This window comes from Moraxella nasicaprae (assembly GCF_025643275.1).
GTDB classification, from domain to species: Bacteria; Pseudomonadota; Gammaproteobacteria; order Pseudomonadales; family Moraxellaceae; genus Moraxella; species Moraxella nasicaprae.
Genome location: NZ_CP089977.1, coordinates 1 through 21,246, shown reverse-complemented (window position 1 = coordinate 21,246; position 21,246 = coordinate 1). Strand labels below are relative to the sequence as shown.

Sequence of the window (21,246 nt, the reverse complement as noted above, 5' to 3'; positions counted from 1 at the left end):
AGTTTTGATGCAATCAACCAGTCCTCATTGTTTGTGTCAAACTAAATACCAATGTTAGGCATCGATACGGTGATTGACTGGGTATTTTTTGGCATACTGATAGATGATGATAAAAATCACACCAATACTATCCCAAAATACCATCGCCAATCTGATGATGATTCATCTTAAACAACCAGCAAACATCATCAATCAAACACCACTCATTGAATATTATCCATCTAAACGAGACCGTCAATGTTGGAAAAAAACTTCCAGTTACTACAAATCGAACATATTCATCTTGGGCTATATATTCACATTCCATGGTGTGTCAAAAAATGCCCTTATTGTGATTTTAATTCGCATGCTTTGCCTGAGCAAGCACCGTTTGCCAGCTATGTTGATGCCTTGCTTGCTGATGCCAAAAGCCAAGCGGATTTGACAGGTGGGCGACAAATCAGCACCATCTTTATTGGTGGTGGTACACCATCATTGATGCCTGTTGCTCAATTTGAACGACTATTTACTGGGCTTAGGCAGATTTTTTCGATTCGTGCTGATTGCGAGATTACCTTAGAATGCAATCCTGGTACGCTTGAACATGCACCTTTTGAAGAGTATCTTAATATTGGCATTAACCGAATTTCCATCGGAGTGCAAAGTTTTGGTGACAGATTTTTGACCGACTTGGGCAGGATTCATGAAGCCAGTCAAGCCATTAAAGCAATTTGGCTGGCAAAACAGGCGGGATTTACACGCATCAATGCTGATTTGATGTATGGATTGCCAAACCAAACAGCTGATGACGCACTATCAGACCTTCGTACCGCCATTGATGCAGGGGCGACGCATATTTCTTGGTATCAGCTGACCATTGAGCCAAATACGGCATTTTATCGCACGCCACCAACTTTGCCTAATGAAGAGACCATGGAGGCCATCGAAGAGCAGGGGAGGGCGTTGCTGACCTCGCAAGGTTTTACTAATTATGAAGTGTCTGCTTGGGTTGGTGCAACCGACACGCCTTGTCAGCACAATCTAAATTATTGGACTTTTGGCGATTATCTGGCGATTGGGGCGGGGGCTCATGGCAAAATCACGCTCCTAGACCATCATACACACCAAGATGGCATCTATCGCTTCCAAAAATCCAGACTGCCAAAAGACTATCTGAATTACACCGATGTGCCAAAAATGGTTAATTTTGACAAAATCGATGAACAAAATCTACCTTTTGAATTCATGATGAATGCACTTAGACTGCGTGACGGGGTCAGTACGGACGATTTTGAGCGGCGTACAGGATTATTCGTCAGCACCATTGATAATGAAATGATACCATTACAACATCAAGGCTTGATGGTGTTTGACCCATTGCGTATTGCACCAACGGCATTGGGTTTTCGTTATGTCAATCATCTGGTTAGAGAATTTTTATAACTTTTAAAACAGTTAGATATTAAAAAAATTGAAATTATGAGCCTAATTCACATTGTTTTATATTCGCCAAAAATCCCCAATAATACGGGCAGTATCATTCGTTTGTGTGCCAATACAGGGGCAAAATTACATTTGGTGCGTCCTTTGGGTTTTGAGCTTGATGACACCAAGCTAAAACGAGCAGGGCTTGATTATCACGAATATGCCCAAATGCAGGTGCATGACGATTGGGCAAGTTGCAAAGCATCACTGATGAGCAAAGGGGTCGTTAAAATCGTGGCGATGACCACCAAATTTAGCCGTCCTTTTTATGAATATGCTTTTGTTGATGATGACAATTCGCCTGTTGCGTTGGTGTTTGGTTCAGAAACAGACGGTCTGCCAGAAGTGGTGCGTGATGATATTGGCAAGCAAAACTGGCTAAGATTACCGATGTTGCCAGAATCTCGCAGTCTTAATCTTGCCAACTCAGCGTCCATCTGCCTATATGAAGTGTGGCGACAGTTTGGCTTCGTGGGCGATGTGGGCGAAAGTGTGGGTTATCACTATCTAAGCAGTCACCCAGAAAAAACAGATTAGCTTTATTGGCTTAAATCAAGCAATATTTCTTGTGCCGCTTTCTCTTAATTTTAAAATCATTGAATTCATCATAATCACAAAACTCATAGACAATTTGGTGGTTTTGGCAAGCCTGCGATGCGATTGACATGACGAGCGACCAGCCCTGTATTAAATAGGGCTTGTAGCTTTTGATTGTTAATTTCATCATCGGGTAAAGTTGCTGCCAAATGTTTAATCAATGGGCGAGTGGCTGGGCTGTGATGAAACTGCTCAAAGAACGCACGCACTTGCTCAATCACACGATAATGAATTGGTTCAAGCACCACACCCAAGCTGTCCGCCAAAGTTTGTGCCACCGTTTCATTCCAGTCTAGATGATTGACCAGATGACCATCATTGTCTAATTTTGGTAAATTATCCATGTGTATTTCCTAAAAATTTAAGACCGTCTCAACTGTATCATCAGCGGTTTTTTCCCCAAAAACTGCCAAAATCTTGGTATCAAAGGTTGCCAACACCTCTGGGGTGAAGCCGTGCCAAGCAGGGGGCAAGTCGTACAACGCCAATGATTGCACCATGCCATAAAGCCTACTGGTATCATCGGTCAATAAATGATGACTGCCACCATCAAAATGCAGCTGTACCTGATGGTCAAAACTTGCCAAAGTAAAAGCCAAAGCGATGGCTTCATAGCCAATCAATTCACTGTCTGTGCTGATGTTGATTAAAAATTTCATAGAACACACCTAAAATTGTACAACAGTCGTGTCATCATCAATCAATAAAGCCAATTCGGACAAGCCAGCCAAATAAAAGGGCGAGAGTAAATTGTCGCCATCAAGCTGATGTCTTTGGCTGTTTTCGCCATCGCTGATGCCACGAGCTAGGGCAGTGCTGACACAGACGGGTAGTTTTAGATTGTACTGATGAGCCAATGTTACCCACGCTTGACTAAGGCTTGGCACATCGGCGGTTTGCCATGCCAAGCGGTTGGCGGTATAGGCAGCGTCGCCATAAAAAAATACGGATACAGACTGCTTGTCTGCCAACTGCTGACTGACAAATTTGACCGCCTGCCATGCTTGACGGCTGTGCGGTATGCTGGTAACGAGAACTAAGGTGTGCATATTGTATGACCCCATAAATTTTTAGTTATTATAACCTAATTTTTGGTGTAAAATAAGCATCAAAAGATTTTAATGATGATGAATGGATTAGGATTATCTTTATGACCCAAGCATTTGTGCCTAGCGGTGAACAGTTGGAGATGTTACAACTTGCCAGTCCTTTTGCATGGCAGGTTTATCAAAAAAATCAAACCCAAATTGATGAATTTTTGGGCGTTGTTGGTTGGCAGTCATCATTATCTTACCATGATTTTGATGACTTGATTGCCAAATTTACTCATGCCGATGCTGATACGCTCATTGATATGGACGAACAACAAGCAATGTCAGGGCTTAGACAACTTCGCCATTGGTTGATGGTCAAATGGATTTGGCAAGATGCGTTGGGCGAGATTGAGCTGGAAGAATTGACAGGGCAGTTATCAGACTTTGCTGATGCGTGTATTTCTTTTGCCAAAAACTTCGTCGCCCAAAAGCTCATCGCTCGCTACGGCAACCCCATCATTCGCCAAAAACACAAACTCATCAATGATGAACTTGCCATCATTGCCATGGGCAAACTGGGTGCCAAAGAACTCAATTTATCCAGCGACATTGATTTGGTGTTTGTGCATCTTGGTAATGGCGAGACTGACGGCAAAAAATGTATCGATACGCACAAATTTATGAAAGATTTGGGGCGGGGCGTGATTCGTTTGCTAGACGAGAATACTGAGCATGGCTTTGTATTTCGAGTGGACATGCGTCTGCGTCCTTGGGGCGATGGTTCGCCATTAGTGATACATTTGCCCGCTTTGCAAAAATATTTCGACCAGCACGGACGCACTTGGGAGCGATTTGCTTGGCTAAAAGCTCGTATCGTTAATACCGTCAGCGATGAATTTGCCAATCAACTGACCCAAAGCATCAAAAATTTTGTACATCGCTACTACATTGATTATAGTGCATTTAGTGCCTTGCGTGAAATGAAAGCGATGATTATCAATCAGCAAATCCAACGCCAAGACCTAGATAATGTCAAGCTGGGCATGGGTGGGATTCGTGATATTGAGTTTATTGTGCAGGCATTTGCCCTGATTTATGGCGGTCATCATTTGCCCATCGTGGCAGATTCTGCCTGCTTGGCGTGTTTGTCAGCATTGACCAAATTTGGCTATATCGACCCCCAAGAAAGCGAGCAACTGTCTGCGGCGTATCGGTTTTTTCGTCGTTTGGAGCACGCCATTCAGGCACGACACGACCAGCAAAGTCAAAAACTACCCAGCGACCCTGATGAACTCAATGCCCTTGCCAAGACTTTGGGGTTTGAATCCATCGCTGCCTTTCGCTCTGTACTAGAAGCCCATCGCCAAAATGTCAGCCGTCCTTTTGGGCGTATGATTACCGACAGGCAATCGCCACACCAAGAAAATCTTGATTTGACCCAGATTGAAGAATCGCTACAAGAAAGTCTGGGCGATGAGACGATGGCGATTTGGACACAGTTTACCCAATCTCGTTTGGTGACTTCTTTGGACGATGTTGCCAAAGATCGCCTCAAAAACGCCTATCCCATTATTTTGCACGCCTTATCCAATCACGCCAAACAAAATGGCGTGCAAGCTGCCAGCGAAGCCTTGCCCAGACTGATTGAGCTGCTAGAAGCGATTTGTCGCCGTTCCATTTATTTAATCATGCTGACCGAAAATCCAGACGCAACCATCAGGCTCATTCCGATGTTGTCAGCAAGTCCTTGGATTGCCAAAGAACTGGCACATTATCCTGTATTACTGGATACTTTTTTACAAAAACGCTATTTATATCTGCCTGACAAGACCGAATTAAGCGATATTTTACGCCAAAATTTGCTTAGAGTAGAGCCTTTTGATGACGAAGGCTACCTAAATGTCATTCGTTTGTTCAAAAAAAATCAAGTATTGGCTGTGGCGACTGCCGATGTGCTTGGACTAAGACACATCATGAAAGTCTCGGATAGCCTCACTTTCATTGCAGAAGTGGTGCTAGAATCCGCCTTGCATCGTGCGTTTTATGAATTGGGTCAAAAACACGGCTATCCACTATTGCAAGATGGTCAAAGAAGCACGCCTGATGCTTGTGGGTTTGCCATCATTGGCTATGGCAAACTGGGTGGCTTGGAGATGAGTTATGCTTCTGATTTGGATTTGGTATTTTTGCATCGCATTAACGAAAATGCCCAAACCGATGGCGACAAACCCATCAGTGGCATGAAATTTGCCGCTCGCTTGGTACAAAAAATCATGACTTATCTTGCTACTCAGACCCGAGATGGGCGAGCCTATGAGATTGACACTCGCCTGCGACCCTCTGGCAATGCTGGTGTGGCGGTCAGTTCGGTGGCTGGATTTGAGCATTATCAACACGATAAAGCATGGGCATGGGAGCATCAAGCATTGGTGCGAGCCAGAGCCATCTGTGGCGATAAGATGGTCTTGGCAGAATTTGACCGCATTCGTAAAGCCGTACTGACGCAATCTAGGGAGCTTAGCCAAGTCAAACAAGATGTGCTGCAAATGCGTCAAAAAATGCAATCACATCTTGGCACAAAACCCAACAACCATCACGGTCAAGTCCAACAATTTCACCTCAAACAGGATTTTGGTGGGCTGGTAGATATCGAATTTTTGGCACAATTTATGGTGCTAAGCCATGCACATCTTGCACCAAATCTGGCGGTTTGGTCGGATAATGTGCGTATCTTTGAAGAGCTTGCCAATGCAGGCATCTGGACACTGGAACAATGCCAAAAATTAACCCAAGCCTATTTGGATTTACGCAAAAAAACACACGAGCTGGCACTGTTAGAGCAGACCAGCATTGTTGATGAGACCGCTTGGCATCAACTGCGTATGTATGTACAGACAGTTTGGCAACAAACCTTTGAGCATGATGATTTGCCAGAATGATTGGTTTAATTTATAAAAACCAAAAGTTTTGTCAAATGATTTTTTCATAAAAAAATATCAAATTTGTCCAAAAAAAGACATTACAAAGCCCAAGAACAATGCTATAATCAGGTCGCATTTATCTTAAACACACAAGGAATTTTTTATGAATATGGCAACCCAACCTGGTAAATTATGGCTTGATGGCCAGATGCTTGAACAGCCAGAAGCCAAAGTGCATGTACTGACACACAGTTTGCACTATGGCTTGGCAGTATTTGAAGGCGTGCGTGCTTACCAGACCCCAGATGGTCGCACCGCCATTTTCCGCCTAGAAGAGCATACCAAACGACTGCTAAACTCTGCTCGCATCTTTCAGTTGAATGTGCCATACAGTTATGATGAACTGATTCAAGCTCAAAAAGATGTGGTGCGTGCCAACAATCTATCATCAGCTTATATTCGTCCGTTGATTTGGGTGGGTTCTGAAAAATTGGGCATCGCCTCAAAGGATAACAGCATTCATGCGGCAGTTGCAGCATGGCATTGGGGTGCTTATTTGGGCGAAGATGGTATTAAAAACGGCATTCGTGTCAAAACATCAAGCTACACACACCACCATCCAAATGTCACGATGTGTAAAGCCAAAGCCGCCAGCAATTATCCAGTGTCTATCCTTGCCAACCAAGAAGTGACTCGCAACGGCTATGATGAAGCCATCTTGATGGACCCACAAGGTTATGTTTGTCAAGGTTCTGGTGAAAACCTATTCTTGGTCAAAGATGGCGAACTGCATACGCCAGACCTTGCAGGTGGTGCATTGGACGGCATCACTCGCCGCACCATCATTGAGTTTGCCCAAGATTTGGGTATCAAAGTGGTTGAACGCCGTATTACTCGTGATGAGTTTTATTTGGCGGACGAAATCTTCATGACAGGTACGGCTGCCGAAGTGACACCGATTCGTGAATATGACGACCGTGTGATTGGTAATGGCGGTCGTGGCGAAATCACCGAAAAACTACAAACTTTGTATTTTGATGTGGTGCAAGGTCGCAATGAACAGTATAAGCATTATCTAAGTTTCATTGACGAATAATATCCCAAAAAAAGCGTTCGGTTTTCTGGACGCTTTTTGATTTTATCCATCATTGAGTTTGGTTATTAAACCATCATTGAATCGCTAAGTGCATGACATGAACCATCAAACATTATTGAGCAAGCCAGAACCGCCAGAAGATTGGGAGTGTTGCCAAAGTGGCTGTGGCGACAACTGTGTCTATGAAATCTACGCCAAAGAAAAACAGGCATACGAAGCACAACAAGCCCAGTTAAATCACAAGAATACAACAACACCCCATCAGTAGGGGTGTGTTGGATTGAAAATAAGACACTCACAGTAAGCCATCAGGCTAATGCAAGGGTTCGAACTGTTAGAATTGATAGTTGATGCCCAATCTGGTTTTGCTATCTAGTGAACCATCGGTCATTGGGCTGTTTTTTTGAGCAGAAGATAGCCATTCTAGGCGTTGATTGCCAAAAATACTGATTTGGTCATTAAGCTGATAGCTGGCGGTGACGGTTGCAAAGGGCGAAACACCACTGCCTGCTTGATAGGTATTTAGACCGCTACGCACGCTTTCTGCTGATGAGATGCCATAATAGTAGTCATTGTACTTTTTGCTGTACCAAATCGCCCCAAATTCAGGATAGATGGTTAGCTTTTCTTTATTAAATTTGCTTAGGTGTGACAGACTGACACTTTGACCATGATGACGACCTGTGATGTCTGTACCAACTTTTGCCTTAAATCCCCCATAAGGGCTGACATACATATAACTGGCATAAGCATTGGCAGACCATTGACGGTCATCAAGCTGTCTTAATGCGTCTGTCTTGGCATCATCATGGTCAAAACTACGACCATCATAGCTGATGCCTGTACGCAGATGATGCTGGTCTGATTTGAACGGATAATAGCCTGCTTCCGCTCCTTCAATGTACCAACGATTGTTATCAAAAAACGCCTGTGGCATCACTTCAACACCATCATCGGCAGCATAGCTACTGCTGTGATAAGTTGCATTCATACCAACACGCAGACGAGCGGTATCATCGATGGATAACTGTGTCGATGGTGCATTGACACCAACCAATGGCAATAAAGCAATGGCAAAAGTAGGGCGTTTGGCAATCATGGTCTTTTCCTATTATGAATCATCATTTGGATATTATAATCCAAAAAGCCATGCAAGTCGCTCAAAATTCGTTAATATAACAAAATTTTACACATCGCCCAACAAGCATTGGCGTACTTGGGCAAGTCGCTCATCAGGCGTGCCACTGATGGCAACATAGGGCAAATGACGACTTGCCAACTGTGTCAAAATGGCTTGATGAATCATGTCATGCCCATCAGGCAAATCCCTTTGACCGTCTGCCTGCCATACCACACCACGATTATCCGTCAAAAGTATCAAATCATAGTACAGCTCTTTGATTTTATTAACAATCCATTGCGGGCAACGACCAAAATAATGCTCACTATATACTTGCAATAACAACAATGATGTGTCGCAAAACAGATAAGGTTTACCTTGATGGCTTGCCTGTTGTTCTTGTCTGATTTGCCCTTGGGCGATTGGTATCAAATCATCGTACTGGCAAAGATAACCATCAGGTTTTTGTGCCAAATAGGTTCGCATATATTCGCTGACATACACACCATCAAAAACCGTTGCCAAAGTCTGAGCAAGGGTCGATTTGCCCGTGCATTCAGCACCGATGATGAGAATTTTTTTGGGATTAAAGTGAGTGTCTGGCAAATTGGTCATTTTTTAAAATATGGTTAAAATCACATGAATAAAATAGTGATGGACATCATCATAAAATCCACTTTTACGACAAAAAGCCCATGATTTGACTTTATCCTAGCAAAATCCTTGTACAAAAGCCACAAAAAGCGGTGCAATATTTTCAAAAATATGGCAAAATAGTCAGGTTATTGCTTGGAAAATAAGTGATTAAAAAATGATGAAAGAATCGTTGCGTTTTCGTCTTGACCAGATGGTTGATAGATTTGAAGAAATTACCCATCTGTTATCAGACCCTGATGTCATTTCAGACAATAAAAAATTTCGCCAACTGTCAGTAGAACACAGTGATTTGAGCGAGATTACTAGCACTTGGCAGGCGTTTTTGCAAGCCGAAGAAGATTTGGCAACCGCCAATGAAATGCTCTTAGACCCTGACATGAAAGAGCTTGCCCAAGATGAAATTGTGACCGCCAAAAATACCATTGACGCACTTGGCGATAAGCTCAATATCTTGATGTTGCCCAAAGACCCCAATGACAAAGCGACTGCATTCTTAGAAATTCGTGCAGGAACAGGTGGCGATGAAGCAGCGATTTTTAGTGGCGATTTATTCAGAATGTACCAAAAGTACGCTCAATCGCAAGGCTGGCAAGTAGAAGTGCTGTCTGCCAATGAAGGCGAGCATGGTGGCTATAAAGAAATCATCAGCCGTGTGTCAGGCATGGGGGTTTATGGTCGTTTAAAGTTTGAATCTGGGGCTCATCGTGTACAGCGTGTGCCAGCCACAGAATCTCAGGGGCGAGTACATACCTCTGCCTGCACGGTTGCCATCATGCCTGAGATTGAGATTGATGAAACGGTAGAAATCAATCCTGCTGACTTACGCATCGACACCTATCGTTCTAGCGGTGCAGGCGGTCAGCATGTCAATACCACCGATTCTGCCGTGCGTATCACGCACATTCCGACTGGCGTGGTTGCTGAATGCCAACAAGAACGCTCACAACACGCCAACAAAGATAAGGCGATGAAAATGCTGGTGGCAAAAATCCAGCAAGCCAAAGTCCAAGCTCAAATCGACGCAACGAGCGATATGAGACGAAATTTGGTGGGTTCTGGCGATAGAAGTGAACGCATTCGCACCTATAATTTCCCACAAGGGCGAATGACCGACCATCGCATTAACTTAACCCTCTACAAACTTGATGCGATTATGGAGGGCGATTTGAGTGAATTGCTAGACAGTCTATTGCGAGAGCATCAGGCGGATTTGATGGCGAGTGTGAGTGGGGAGTAGGATGAAAGGTTTTATCCCTGCCAAATTTACCCCTGTGGTGTTTGCGTTTTATATGTCGGGCGTGATGGCATTTTTGATGTCATCGGTGCTGGTGGCGGTCAATACAGGCATTGAGGGTAATTATTTTTTACGAGTGCTGGGGGCGTATGGCATTGCATTCCCCATCGCTTTTTGTTGTGTGGCGTTACTACGACCTGTGGTGCTAAAATTGGTCGAATGGACAATCAAACAGTAATGCCATCAGCAAACCATGATTGATGATAAAGTCAAATCAATGGCATCAGACCGATGAACTGACAACTCATCAATTTTATCATTCATTGACAATTAAATTAACAAAAAGGCTTTATTATGTCAGACACCCAAACCCAAATCAGCGAAAACGAACTTATTGCTCAGCGACACGCCAAATTGCAAGAACTGCAACAAAAAGCCCAAGCAAAAGGCAAAACCGCCTACCCAAACACTTTCAAACGAGAGGACTATGCGGCTGACTTGCAAGCCAGATTTGACGGTGTGGACAAACAAACCATTGAAAATGGCGACAAAGTCTATGCTGCCGTAGCAGGGCGTGTGATGCTCAATCGTGGCTCATTCATCGTCATTCAAGACATGACAGGTCGTATCCAGCTATATGTGGACAGAAAAGGATTGGACGATGAAACCCTAGACACCATCAAATCATTGGACTTGGGCGATATTGTTGCCGCTCAGGGTTATATTGGTCGTTCTGGTAAAGGCGATTTGTATGTGCATTTGGAGCATTTTGAGCTTTTGACCAAGTCGTTGCGTCCATTGCCTGATAAATTTCATGGGCTAAATGACACCGAAGTCAAGTACCGTCAGCGTTATCTGGATTTGATTGTCAATGAAGAATCTCGCAAAACCTTCGAAATTCGTGCCAAAGTGGTGGCTGGGGTGCGTGCATTTTTGACCAACGAACGCTTCATGGAAGTTGAAACGCCAATGATGCATGTGATTCCAGGTGGTGCATCTGCTCGTCCTTTTGTCACTCATCACAATGCTCTTGATATGGAACTGTTTTTGCGTATCGCCCCAGAGCTTTATCTAAAACGCCTTGTGGTTGGTGGATTTGAGCGTGTTTTTGAGATTAACCGCAATTTTAGAAATGAAGGCGTATCTACCCGCCATAATCCTGAATTTACGATGATTGAGTTTTATCAAGCCTATGCTGATTATAAAGATTTGATGAACTTGACAGAAAGAATGTTTGAAAAATTAGCCCTAGATATTTTGGGGACGACTGATTTGCCTTATGGCGATGAGGTGTACAGCTTCAAAGGTCCTTTCAAAAAAATCTCTATGGTTGATGCCATCTTGGAGCACAACAGTCAGTTTACCGCTGATAATGTCCAAGACAGAGAATTTTTGGCAAACTTTGTCAAAGAAACCCTAAAAGAAGAAGTTAAGCCATCATTTGGCTTAGGTAAACTACAAACCATCGTTTTTGAAGAAACGGTAGAAACCAAATTGCGTCAGCCAACTTTTGTGACCGAATATCCTGCCGAAACTTCGCCTTTGGCTCGCCGCAATGATGACAATCCGCACATCACCGACCGTTTTGAGCTGTTCATCGGTGGTCGAGAGCTTGCCAATGGTTTTTCAGAATTGAACGACCCAATCGACCAAGCACAGCGTTTTAAACAGCAAGTTGCCGAAAAAGATGCAGGCGATGATGAGGCGATGCATTATGATGCTGATTTCATCGAAGCATTGGAATACGGCTTGCCACCGACCGCAGGGCAGGGTATTGGTATCGACCGTCTTGTGATGCTTTTTGCCAATGCACCAAGCATTCGTGATGTGCTATTGTTCCCACACATGCGTCACAAAGACAAGTAATACAACAAAGCGAGCGATGGTCTGATGGCACAGCAATATCAAGTTTTGGCACGCAAATATCGCCCCAAAGATTTTAGTCAGCTTTTGGGGCAGGAGCATGTTGCTACTGCACTTGCTAATGCCATTGATACAAGCAGACTGCATCATGCGTACCTGTTTACAGGCACTCGTGGCGTGGGCAAGACAACCATCGCTCGCATTTTGGCAAAATGCCTTAACTGTGAAACAGGCGTGACCAGTCAGCCTTGTGGTGCTTGTGATACTTGTCAGCGGATTGATGCTGGACAATTCATTGATTTGATAGAAATTGATGCCGCCAGTCGCACCAAAGTTGAAGACACCAGAGACTTGCTGGAAAATGTGCCTTATTCTCCTGTGCAGGGTCGTTATAAGATTTATCTGATTGACGAAGTACACATGCTCTCTACGCACTCTTTTAATGCGTTATTAAAAACCTTAGAAGAGCCGCCTGAGCATGTCAAGTTTGTGCTTGCCACCACAGACCCCCAAAAATTGCCCATTACCATCATCTCTCGCTGTCTGCAATTTGTGCTAAGACCGCTATCCCAAGAACTGCTGGTGGGGCATTTGGCGAATATTTTAAATCAAGAACAAATTACCCATAGCAAGCAGGCATTATGGCGGTTATCAAACGCTGCCAAAGGCTCGGTGCGTGATGCTTTGTCTTTGACCGACCAAGCCATCGCATTTGGCGGTGGTCAGATTGATGATGATACTGTTGTCAATATGCTTGGTCTAATCAATCAAGCAGACACGCTGGCATTGATTGAGCTGATTCATCAAGATGACCGTTTGGCAGTGGCTGACTACATCAATACGATGCGTAGCAAGATGATTGACGCTTCTGCGATGATGGATACGCTGATTGATGATATTCATCAGATGGCGATGATGCAGATTTTGCCAGAGTTGCCACTTGATTTGAGTGTTCAACAGCAGCAAAAATTACAGGCACTATCCAATCAGATTCCTGCCGATGTCCTGCAACTGTATTATGAAATTCTTAGCAAATCTCGCCAAGCCATTGCTCTTGCCAGCACCCCAATGCAGGCGTTGGAAATGGCGATTTTGCGACTGTTGGCATTTCGTCCATTGACCAATGCTCAGATACCTGTATCGTCTGACGCACAAAATAGCACCGATGGCTCTCAGACGGTATCAATCGCCAATTCTGCCAAAGATACATCATCAGGTGATGAGCCAGCCACAATGGACGACAGTCAAGCCATCGCTTTTGCGGCGGTCAATTCATCTGATGACTTTAAAGATACTGCCCTTGATTTGAAAGATGATACCCTAGTATCTTTATCAAGCCAGACAAATCCATCTAGTCATCAATCTGCCATCAATCCAGATGATATGATGGCAGATGACCAAACTTCACTCATCACCCATGATGAGGCTGTTTTAGATGCCGTGCAGTCAGTAGCAACTGATGAGCAGCTTTTGCCCAAAATAGATGATACTTCTGACGAAACCATGGACATCGCCATGGATACTTTGTCAGATGATGTCATGACAAGTAAATTACAAAGCAATGATATTAAACATACCATCATTGAGGCAGACGAATCTGTGATGATTGATGATGCTTCATCAGCAAGTCCATCAGACGATGTGCCATCTTTGTCCACTGACACCTTATCTGCATCAGATGATGAATCACAGTCTCAGGCAAGTAGCCAATCAACATCACTAGCCCCCATTGCTCATTCGCAAATGATGGCACGACTTGCACCAATGGCGGTGGCGGTGACTGGCGATTGGACACCTGAAATTTGGGATTATTGGTTACATTTGGCTCGCCAAAATCAGATTTTTGATATTGACGAGTTGGCATTGTTGGACGGTAGCCTGATGGTTGGGGAAATTAATGGGGAAAGTACGCTGTATGTTGCTGAACTAAATTCACAGGTGCAGACAAGTTTTGATGGATTTGCCAACAAAATTGCCCAGCATTATCCAGATATTAAGCTAACTTCCAAACCCGTGATGAGCGATGATTTACATCAAAGTCCTAGAAACAGACGAGAACAACGATTGGTGCAACTGCGATTTGATGTGCAGTCACAATTGACCAACAGTCCTGTCATACAACAATTGTGGCAACAAGGCTTTATTATTGATGATGGTACAGCGGTTCTTAATCATCTAAAATTAAATATCAACAATCATTCATAAAAAATACTTGATAATTGCTTAAAAATCAACCATAATATACCATCTTATTGAGAGTGATAAACAATGCTTGGGTTGTTATGATGAATTACAAATATTTTTTATGACTATGCAGTCATTATTAAGTAAACATAATGGGCAAATGTTAGCTATAATATCGTCCCTTTTAAGATTGTTTCCTTAAAACACATAGTTTTATAAAAGATATTTGATAATTTGTTTGGATAGTAGTAAGATGATACTACATTCTTAACAAACAAGATAATCATAAGGTGAATAATTATGTTAGATAATCTACGCAGTATGGCGGTATTTGCGAGCGTGGTTCGCCATGGTTCTTTTAGTGGTGCTGCCAAAGAATTAGGCATTACCACCAGTGCTGTCAGCCAGCAAATTCGTTCTTTGGAAACGGATTTGGGTGTTTCTTTACTACATCGTTCGACTCGTAAGCTAAGCCTAAGCGAAGCAGGGGAGAGTCTTTATGCAGCCGCCTTACAAATGGTGAAGGCAGCTGAGCAGGGTCGTGATAGCGTTATCCATCTAAAAGACGAAATTTCTGGTAGCTTGCGTATTGCAACCACGCCAGAACTGACCAAAGCATACCTATTGCCAGCATTATCAACTTGGCTTGCTGAGCATGAAAACCTAACTTTAAATCTTATTTCTCGTGGCAATCAAGCTGACATGATTGAAGACCGCATCGATGTGGCCTTAATCATGAGTGAAAACAATCAGGGTACAACCTTGACCACCATTAAGCAAGTTTTGGTGGCATCGCCAGAATACCTAAACAGCCATGAAAAAATCGAAACACCAAAACAACTAAGCAATCATCAGATTGTTTTGGCAAGCGAAAAATCTAGCGAAAGCCTAGAATTTAGAAAAAATGGCGAAAAAACCAGCGTGCGTGTGCATTCTCGCCTATACAGCAATGACTATAATACGGCATTGTATTTGGCATCCGCTGGCTATGGTGTACTAAAAACCAACGAACTGGTTGCCAAAGAACTGTTGGCATCTGGTAAACTACAAGTCGTCTTACCAGAATATGAACTGCCAGTTTTGCGTATCAGTGCTGTCACTGCCAATAAAGAGCAAATGACTGCCAAAGCCCAAAAATGCGTGGAAGCATTGCAAGATTATTTTAAAAAATAATGTTGATTAGCAAAAAGACCCTGCCTTTGGCGGGGTTTTTTTAAAACAAAAGATTTGTTGTGAAAAATAAGCAAATTGTGTTAAAGTATGTCGTTATGATATTGCAATGAATATGGACAAAACAGCAATGACGACCATCAATCAACACACCAGCCAATCCTCAACCAGACGCTCATGGCGTCACACCTATCCAGCGATTACATTATTGCTACTGGGTGGCATATCAGGTTGTCAGACAATGACACCACCGACGCATACTATCCATCAGCCGTCATTGGTATCGCCATCACATTTTGCCAAATCCACATTAGCCAATGCCATTGGCGAGCAGTTGAGTCAGGAACGCTATGCAGTCGTAACTTATCGCACCAAAGTATCGCCATTATTCTCGCCTGATGACATTGATGCAGGAGCGGATAACCTCAGAAGTAGCATCATCAAAACCTACGAATACACCCTAAATCAAGCAAATCATGAGGCAGACAGTGCGGCTTTTCGTACATTTGATGACTACATGACGCACCCAGAATTGCCTTATTTGCGATATGACGATGAACAAACAGGCAAAGAACCCCAAGCAGTCATCAATCGACACATTGGCATGAGTGAAGAGTATAAGGAAGTCGGTAGAACAATTGAACAAATCAATGACGCCTTGTATTTGTGCCTACTGACAAACTCTAATGACTTAGATACTGTTGTTCGTCAAAACCCTGCCATCGCCAGTGATGATAAAGCGGTCAAACAGATTTTTGCCCAAGTAGATACTTGTATTCAGACCGCCCATGATGACCTACACCCTGTACAGACCCAAGCTCAGAGCTATCAGTTTGATGACATTGCCAACATCAAACAATGTGCCACCAACTATCGTACAGGCATCAAACAAGCCCTTGCCAAAAATCGTCGCCATGCTATCTTAGATGGGCAAAATTATGATGATTATGATGCGGTTTATCGAAATTTTCATGCTTGCACCGACAGCACAAAATTATCGCTTGACCCCTATGCATACATCAATCTTCAATACACTGAACGACAGCTGAATCAGGGGTTTGTCCGTGCTCAGTGCTCATCACTTGCCAGACAAAGGCAGCAAGCACTCATTGCGGAGGGCAAAAATTACACCCAGCACGCTGATGACTATTTGCAAAGTTACTACGATTATCTAATTTGCCTTGATAATCGTGCCAGCCAAATACTTGGTGCGGACAAAATCATCACCCAGCCAATACAAAGTTTGACACAGGCTGATGAGGCATGGGATAATCTGAAGACCGTCTGGTTTGATGATGCCCAGACCGATGAGACGGACAGTAATAAAACCAACTGGTTTGACCAATACAAAAAAATGAAACAAAGTGGTCAAGTAGAAGTGGGTACAACAGCCATCAATGATGTCGCCAAAGCACGACAGGGCAGTCATGTTTATGCCGGTATGATAGGTGCGATGCTAGAACAGGCAAAGCAGACACCAGCACAAATCAATGCCCAAAACACCTATTATCACGACCATGCCACCGTCACCACACTCAGTCATCATCAACCTGCACTGGCAAAATGGGATTATTTGATTGACATGAATTATCAATCAGCGACTGCCAACTACTCTGTGCAACTGCCCATCAGTTTTAATCTGGGGCAGAACAAGCTGACGGCTGATGTTTCGGCAGGTTTGCCAATATTGGCGATGATGATGCCTCAATATGCACCACTGCCAAGCGAAGTACCAAAGGGTTTGGTGGATTTTGGTATGCCTAAGCAATTGCAAGGCGTATTGCCATTGGCGGTCGTCTATCAGGCAATCAATGAGGCAAATATTAAGTTGTTTGAAAGTCTTGATGATGAATTATTCACCGCAGTGGACATTCGTCAAGATGATTTTGCCAAACAACTTGGAGCAACTTCTGCTATCAAACTGCACATTGACGCCCATGTCATTGGCAAAAACATCGGCATGATAGGCAAATACATCGCCCAAAATCTTAAACAGCACATCGACACACACCCCGATTCGTACAGCGATGGTCAGCTCACCCAAGCCAAAATCCATGCACTGATTGATGATTGGCTACTCATCAATCAAGGGCATCACATCAATGATGTGGGCGATGTATTCATGCTGATAAACAGCATTTTACCAATCAATCTGTACGGCAGTAGTTATTATTATCTCAACGCCCAAGGCAAGCTGATAGGTGTACAGACGGTGCAGACGCTTGAAGAGACCATGCAGCAACAAAAACGCCAAACCATTGTGCAAACTCGCTACGGCAAGGCATATTTTGACAAAATGCCACTGGCAGGGCAGTTTAGACAAACTTTTTCCAATAATACTGCGGTCAATGGCAGTGCTTGGCTAACCAAACTCAAACAAGAAACCATGTTGGCACACAAAGCCGCTCAATATCGAGAAAATCAAGCACCACTCATTGAGCTTAACCAAGACGACCATCAACCATCGGACAGTACACCATGAAGCATCAAACATCTTATCCAAAATTCATCGGACTGGCTGGTTTGATAGCCACCTTGACCGCCTGTGCCAGCAGTCCCATTTCAACATCCATCAATCAAACCAACCCACAGCAAGCATTGGCAAAGGTCGTGCAGTCACAGATGTACACATCATTTGGCTATCAGACCAATCTGTATCTGGGTAATCAGATTCGTGAGCAAGCCTTAGCCAATGCCACACCTAAGGAGCTTAATGCCAGCGAAAATCCCTTGCTTGCCTGTGAAGATACTCATCGCCAAGCCTATGTTCATTTGGCAAAAAAACAACTCGAACAGGGAGTGCCGCCAAACCAAATCGATGATGACCTCCCTGAATTTGCTCAAATTTTTGCTCAATATCAAGCATGTGTTCAAGAACAGCGTGCTTGGCTTGATGATGACCCAGAAACCGAACAAGCAGAGCAAGCCCTAGAATCATTCGAGCAAGATTGGCAGAGCGAATCAGGAGTTACTGCTTGGCAGTCGTCTGATGAGCATCATCAGCACACACAACTCGACCAAAAAAAATCTCAACTCTTTAAAGAGTATCTAATCAATTCATCAAATTTTACCATCTCGGGTAACTATCAGCCCTTACTGGGTCGTTTGACCATCTTGCCTGCGATGGATTATACACGCACCAACATTCATGCTCATCTTAATCAGCCAATTTTTGTGGATTTAAAGCAGGGGATTTTATACCTGTGGGCGGATAATGTTGCGATGATTGCCAGCCAAATGCTGGATAAGGAGCTGGGTGATGGTTGGAAAGATAAATGGCTTGCTATACCGCTCAATGATGGCAGTCTGCCTGATGATTTTGGCAAAAACCTCTTTAAATTCATCGCCGATGCCAAAAAACAAAGTCATCAAAGCCTACCAAACCAAGCATTTTCTTGGGTTTCGCCTGAGCAGGTGCTAAATACACCTTATTTGATGGAAAATTTGCCCGCTGACAAACAAGCCATCATCAGGCATACGCCAACGATTTTACAAAGCAGTCCCAGTCAAGCAGACAAGGACTATGCCCGCTATTTATTTGCTGACACGCTGTATCAATCCATCGTTCAAGCCTATCCAGAGCTGATTGATGACTATGTCATGCCAGACAGACAAATAGCTGAGGGCGACAGTGTCATTGATGTCATTCACATCAATAAAACAAACACCAACCCTGAAACAAAAAATAAGCTTAATAGCAAAATGTTGGTCAATGTCATGCTTGCCAGCCTCAACATGATTAGTAATGGCTATCAAGCAAATCTACATGATACCAATGAAATAGAAGCATCGCCATTTCGACCCATCAGCCATTATGGATTGCAAGGCAATCAACTTCGCTGGATTCATCACAGACAATACATGAACGGTGCTGTCCTACAAGGGCGTGCAAGCCATGTCTTATCACAACAAGAACCGCTGATGATTGATAGCTTTACCAGCATCACACCAACCATGGAAGTGTTTGATAGATTGCCACAGCAACATCGTGTGCCAAACGCCAACAATAGCATCAACCTACTTGATTATGGCAATACACTTGCCGAAAAAGTCGCTGCTGGCGAAGATAATCATCTTAAAACTTTATTTGCATTGATTTTTGGTCAAGAAGCCCTAGATGATGAAATGCCTAACAATGAACAGCCTTAGTAGGTTTGGTCATCATTAGGCATGACAAGCAGGTTGGGCAGTATTGGTTTTTTGCACCATAGTTTTTTTGATGGGTAGGGTGTCGTATGGCATGATATTCACCCTAAGCCAAACAGCTAAGGGCAGTTTTTATTCATGCTTGTGCTGAAAAAAATCTGTCATGCTTTAAATGATGTGAGCCATGAACATGATTGATATACTTAATTTATATCAAAACTATACAGCAAAACCGTTCGCCCCAAGCTTGCCTGCGGGTGGGTTTTCGTTATGGGCAGGCAGGCTCACTTTGAGCAAAAAACCTTTGTCTGGTTTTGAATAGAATTGACTATAAAACAGCAATCAAAAAAACAGCTGTGAGGTAAATATAAAAAAGCCAGTTTTTCTTAACTGGCTTTTTTATGTCAGGCTTTATCTGCCGATGGTTTTAGCATATGCCCTTCAAGATAATGAATGTTTTGAGCCTCTTCACAAAACGCCTCATCTTGCAAGATGATGTCACGATGTAGTGGAATGTTGGTTTTAATGCCTTCCACCACCAGTTCATCAAGTGCGTGCAATGTCTTTGCAATGGCTTGACGGCGTGTTTGTGCATGACAAATGAGCTTACCAATCAAAGAATCATAATAGCTTGGAATGGTATAGCCTTGATACAGATGACTGTCAAAACGAATGCCTGAACCGCTTGGCGTGAATAATTGAGCAATTTTGCCAGGGCAGGGCATGAAAGTTTTTGGGTCTTCGGCATTGATGCGACATTCGATGGCGTGTCCACGAATGGTAATCTCATCTTGATGATAAGACAGACCGTAGCCAGCAGCGATTTTTAGTTGCTCAACCACAATATCAATGCCAGTAATCATCTCGGTGACTGGATGCTCAACCTGAACACGAGTATTCATCTCAATAAAGAAAAATTCCCCATCTTCATACAAAAATTCAAAAGTGCCTGCACCACGATAGCCGATTTGCTCGCACGCACGCACGCACGCCTCCAAGATGGGCATTCGAACATCATCTGGAATGTCTGGGGCAGGGGCTTCTTCTAGCACTTTTTGATGGCGGCGTTGCAGTGAACAATCTCGGTCAAATAAATGCAGAGCATTGCCATTACCATCGCCCAATACCTGCACCTCAACATGGCGAGGGTTTTTCAAAAAGCGTTCCATATAGACGGTGTCATCGCCAAAGGCACTTTGAGCCTCGCTTTTGGCGGCTTGCACCTGATTGATGAGTTCTTCAAATCGCTCAACCACACGCATACCACGACCACCGCCGCCAGCCGCCGCCTTAACAATCAAAGGAAAGCCAATCTTGCGAGCTTGTTCTTCGGCATTATGCAAGGTAATCGCACCCACCGAACCTGGTACGGTTGGCACGCCTGCCTCTTTCATGGCGTTAATGGCTGAAACTTTGTTACCCATCAAACGAATATGGTCTGGGTGTGGCCCTACAAAGGTTAGACCCGCTTCCTCGACTTTTTCGGCAAACTCAGCATTTTCGGACAAAAATCCATAACCAGGGTGAATGGCATCAGCCCCAGTCACTTCCGCCGCTGCTAATAAGGCATTGATGTTCAGATAGCTTTGGGCAGAAGGTGCATTACCAATGCAGACTGCTTCGTCCACAAAACGCAAATGCATCAAATCTTTATCCGCCTTTGAGTACACACCGACCGTTGCGATGCCAAGCTGCTTACACGCTCGCACGATACGCAGGGCAATCTCACCACGGTTGGCAATCAGCAGTTTTTTAATCAT

At 43.7% G+C, this 21,246-nt stretch carries 18 protein-coding genes; 12 read left to right on the top strand and 6 right to left on the bottom strand.

Annotated elements, in window-relative coordinates:
• Positions 1-237 precede the first annotated feature (237 nt).
• Positions 238-1,422: a radical SAM family heme chaperone HemW gene (hemW, locus tag LU297_RS00090; protein ID WP_263076396.1), complete on the top strand. Its 1,185-nt coding sequence runs from the start codon at positions 238-240 to the stop codon at positions 1,420-1,422.
• 36 nt (positions 1,423-1,458) lie between these two features.
• The gene (locus LU297_RS00085; protein ID WP_263076395.1) at positions 1,459-2,001 is read left to right on the top strand and encodes a tRNA (cytidine(34)-2'-O)-methyltransferase; all 543 of its coding nucleotides are present in this window, start codon (positions 1,459-1,461) and stop codon (positions 1,999-2,001) included.
• A gap of 83 nt (positions 2,002-2,084) precedes the next feature.
• Here LU297_RS00085 and LU297_RS00080 read toward each other — a convergent pair whose 3' ends face one another.
• From LU297_RS00080 to tusD, 3 genes are read right to left on the bottom strand one after another with little or no spacing between them, the layout of a single operon-like run.
• Complete coding sequence (locus LU297_RS00080) at positions 2,085-2,405, bottom strand: TusE/DsrC/DsvC family sulfur relay protein (RefSeq protein WP_263076394.1); 321 nt, start codon at positions 2,403-2,405, stop codon at positions 2,085-2,087.
• A gap of 9 nt (positions 2,406-2,414) precedes the next feature.
• The gene (locus tag LU297_RS00075) at positions 2,415-2,720 is read right to left on the bottom strand and encodes a hypothetical protein (protein WP_263076393.1); all 306 of its coding nucleotides are present in this window, start codon (positions 2,718-2,720) and stop codon (positions 2,415-2,417) included.
• 9 nt (positions 2,721-2,729) lie between these two features.
• On the bottom strand, positions 2,730-3,110 hold the full coding sequence (gene tusD, locus LU297_RS00070; protein WP_263076392.1) for a sulfurtransferase complex subunit TusD: 381 nt from the start codon (positions 3,108-3,110) through the stop codon (positions 2,730-2,732).
• A 101-nt stretch (positions 3,111-3,211) separates the two neighbouring features.
• On the opposite strand from tusD, the gene glnE reads away from it, so the two are divergent.
• The 3 genes from glnE to LU297_RS00055 all read left to right on the top strand — a co-directional run bounded on the left by glnE (position 3,212) and on the right by LU297_RS00055 (position 7,380).
• Positions 3,212-6,034, top strand: a complete 2,823-nt coding sequence (gene glnE, locus LU297_RS00065; RefSeq protein ID WP_263076391.1) for a bifunctional [glutamate--ammonia ligase]-adenylyl-L-tyrosine phosphorylase/[glutamate--ammonia-ligase] adenylyltransferase — start codon at positions 3,212-3,214, stop codon at positions 6,032-6,034.
• A 145-nt stretch (positions 6,035-6,179) separates the two neighbouring features.
• The gene (locus LU297_RS00060) at positions 6,180-7,112 is read left to right on the top strand and encodes a branched-chain amino acid transaminase (protein ID WP_263076390.1); all 933 of its coding nucleotides are present in this window, start codon (positions 6,180-6,182) and stop codon (positions 7,110-7,112) included.
• 97 nt (positions 7,113-7,209) lie between these two features.
• Positions 7,210-7,380, top strand: a complete 171-nt coding sequence (locus tag LU297_RS00055; protein ID WP_263076389.1) for an oxidoreductase-like domain-containing protein — start codon at positions 7,210-7,212, stop codon at positions 7,378-7,380.
• A 66-nt stretch (positions 7,381-7,446) separates the two neighbouring features.
• Here LU297_RS00055 and LU297_RS00050 read toward each other — a convergent pair whose 3' ends face one another.
• Positions 7,447-8,211: a MipA/OmpV family protein gene (locus LU297_RS00050; RefSeq protein WP_263076388.1), complete on the bottom strand. Its 765-nt coding sequence runs from the start codon at positions 8,209-8,211 to the stop codon at positions 7,447-7,449.
• An 87-nt stretch (positions 8,212-8,298) separates the two neighbouring features.
• Positions 8,299-8,847 carry an AAA family ATPase gene (locus tag LU297_RS00045; protein ID WP_263076387.1) on the bottom strand — a complete coding sequence of 183 codons (549 nt, stop codon included), beginning with the start codon at positions 8,845-8,847 and terminating at the stop codon, positions 8,299-8,301.
• 199 nt (positions 8,848-9,046) lie between these two features.
• On the opposite strand from LU297_RS00045, the gene prfA reads away from it, so the two are divergent.
• The 7 genes from prfA to LU297_RS00010 all read left to right on the top strand — a co-directional run bounded on the left by prfA (position 9,047) and on the right by LU297_RS00010 (position 19,489).
• Positions 9,047-10,126, top strand: coding sequence for a peptide chain release factor 1 (gene prfA / locus LU297_RS00040; protein ID WP_263077398.1), 1,080 nt, complete (start codon positions 9,047-9,049; stop codon positions 10,124-10,126).
• Position 10,127: 1 nt separating this feature from the next.
• Entirely contained in the window at positions 10,128-10,361 is a 234-nt protein-coding gene (locus tag LU297_RS00035; RefSeq protein WP_263076386.1) for a DUF2798 domain-containing protein, read from the top strand.
• Positions 10,362-10,477: 116 nt separating this feature from the next.
• Entirely contained in the window at positions 10,478-11,989 is a 1,512-nt protein-coding gene (gene lysS / locus LU297_RS00030; RefSeq protein ID WP_263076385.1) for a lysine--tRNA ligase, read from the top strand.
• Between the two features lie 24 nt (positions 11,990-12,013).
• Complete coding sequence (gene dnaX, locus LU297_RS00025; RefSeq protein ID WP_263076384.1) at positions 12,014-14,191, top strand: DNA polymerase III subunit gamma/tau; 2,178 nt, start codon at positions 12,014-12,016, stop codon at positions 14,189-14,191.
• 279 nt (positions 14,192-14,470) lie between these two features.
• On the top strand, positions 14,471-15,343 hold the full coding sequence (locus tag LU297_RS00020; protein WP_263076383.1) for a LysR family transcriptional regulator: 873 nt from the start codon (positions 14,471-14,473) through the stop codon (positions 15,341-15,343).
• Positions 15,344-15,449: 106 nt separating this feature from the next.
• A complete protein-coding gene (locus tag LU297_RS00015; protein ID WP_263076382.1) occupies positions 15,450-17,822 on the top strand; it encodes a hypothetical protein in 2,373 nt (790 codons plus the stop codon).
• Positions 17,819-19,489 (top strand): hypothetical protein, encoded by a 1,671-nt coding sequence (locus LU297_RS00010; protein WP_263076381.1) that lies wholly within the window; start codon positions 17,819-17,821, stop codon positions 19,487-19,489. Before LU297_RS00015 ends, LU297_RS00010 begins: the two co-directional genes overlap by 4 nt.
• 401 nt (positions 19,490-19,890) lie before the next feature.
• Here LU297_RS00010 and accC read toward each other — a convergent pair whose 3' ends face one another.
• Positions 19,891-21,246, bottom strand: coding sequence for an acetyl-CoA carboxylase biotin carboxylase subunit (accC, locus tag LU297_RS00005; protein WP_263076380.1), 1,356 nt, complete (start codon positions 21,244-21,246; stop codon positions 19,891-19,893).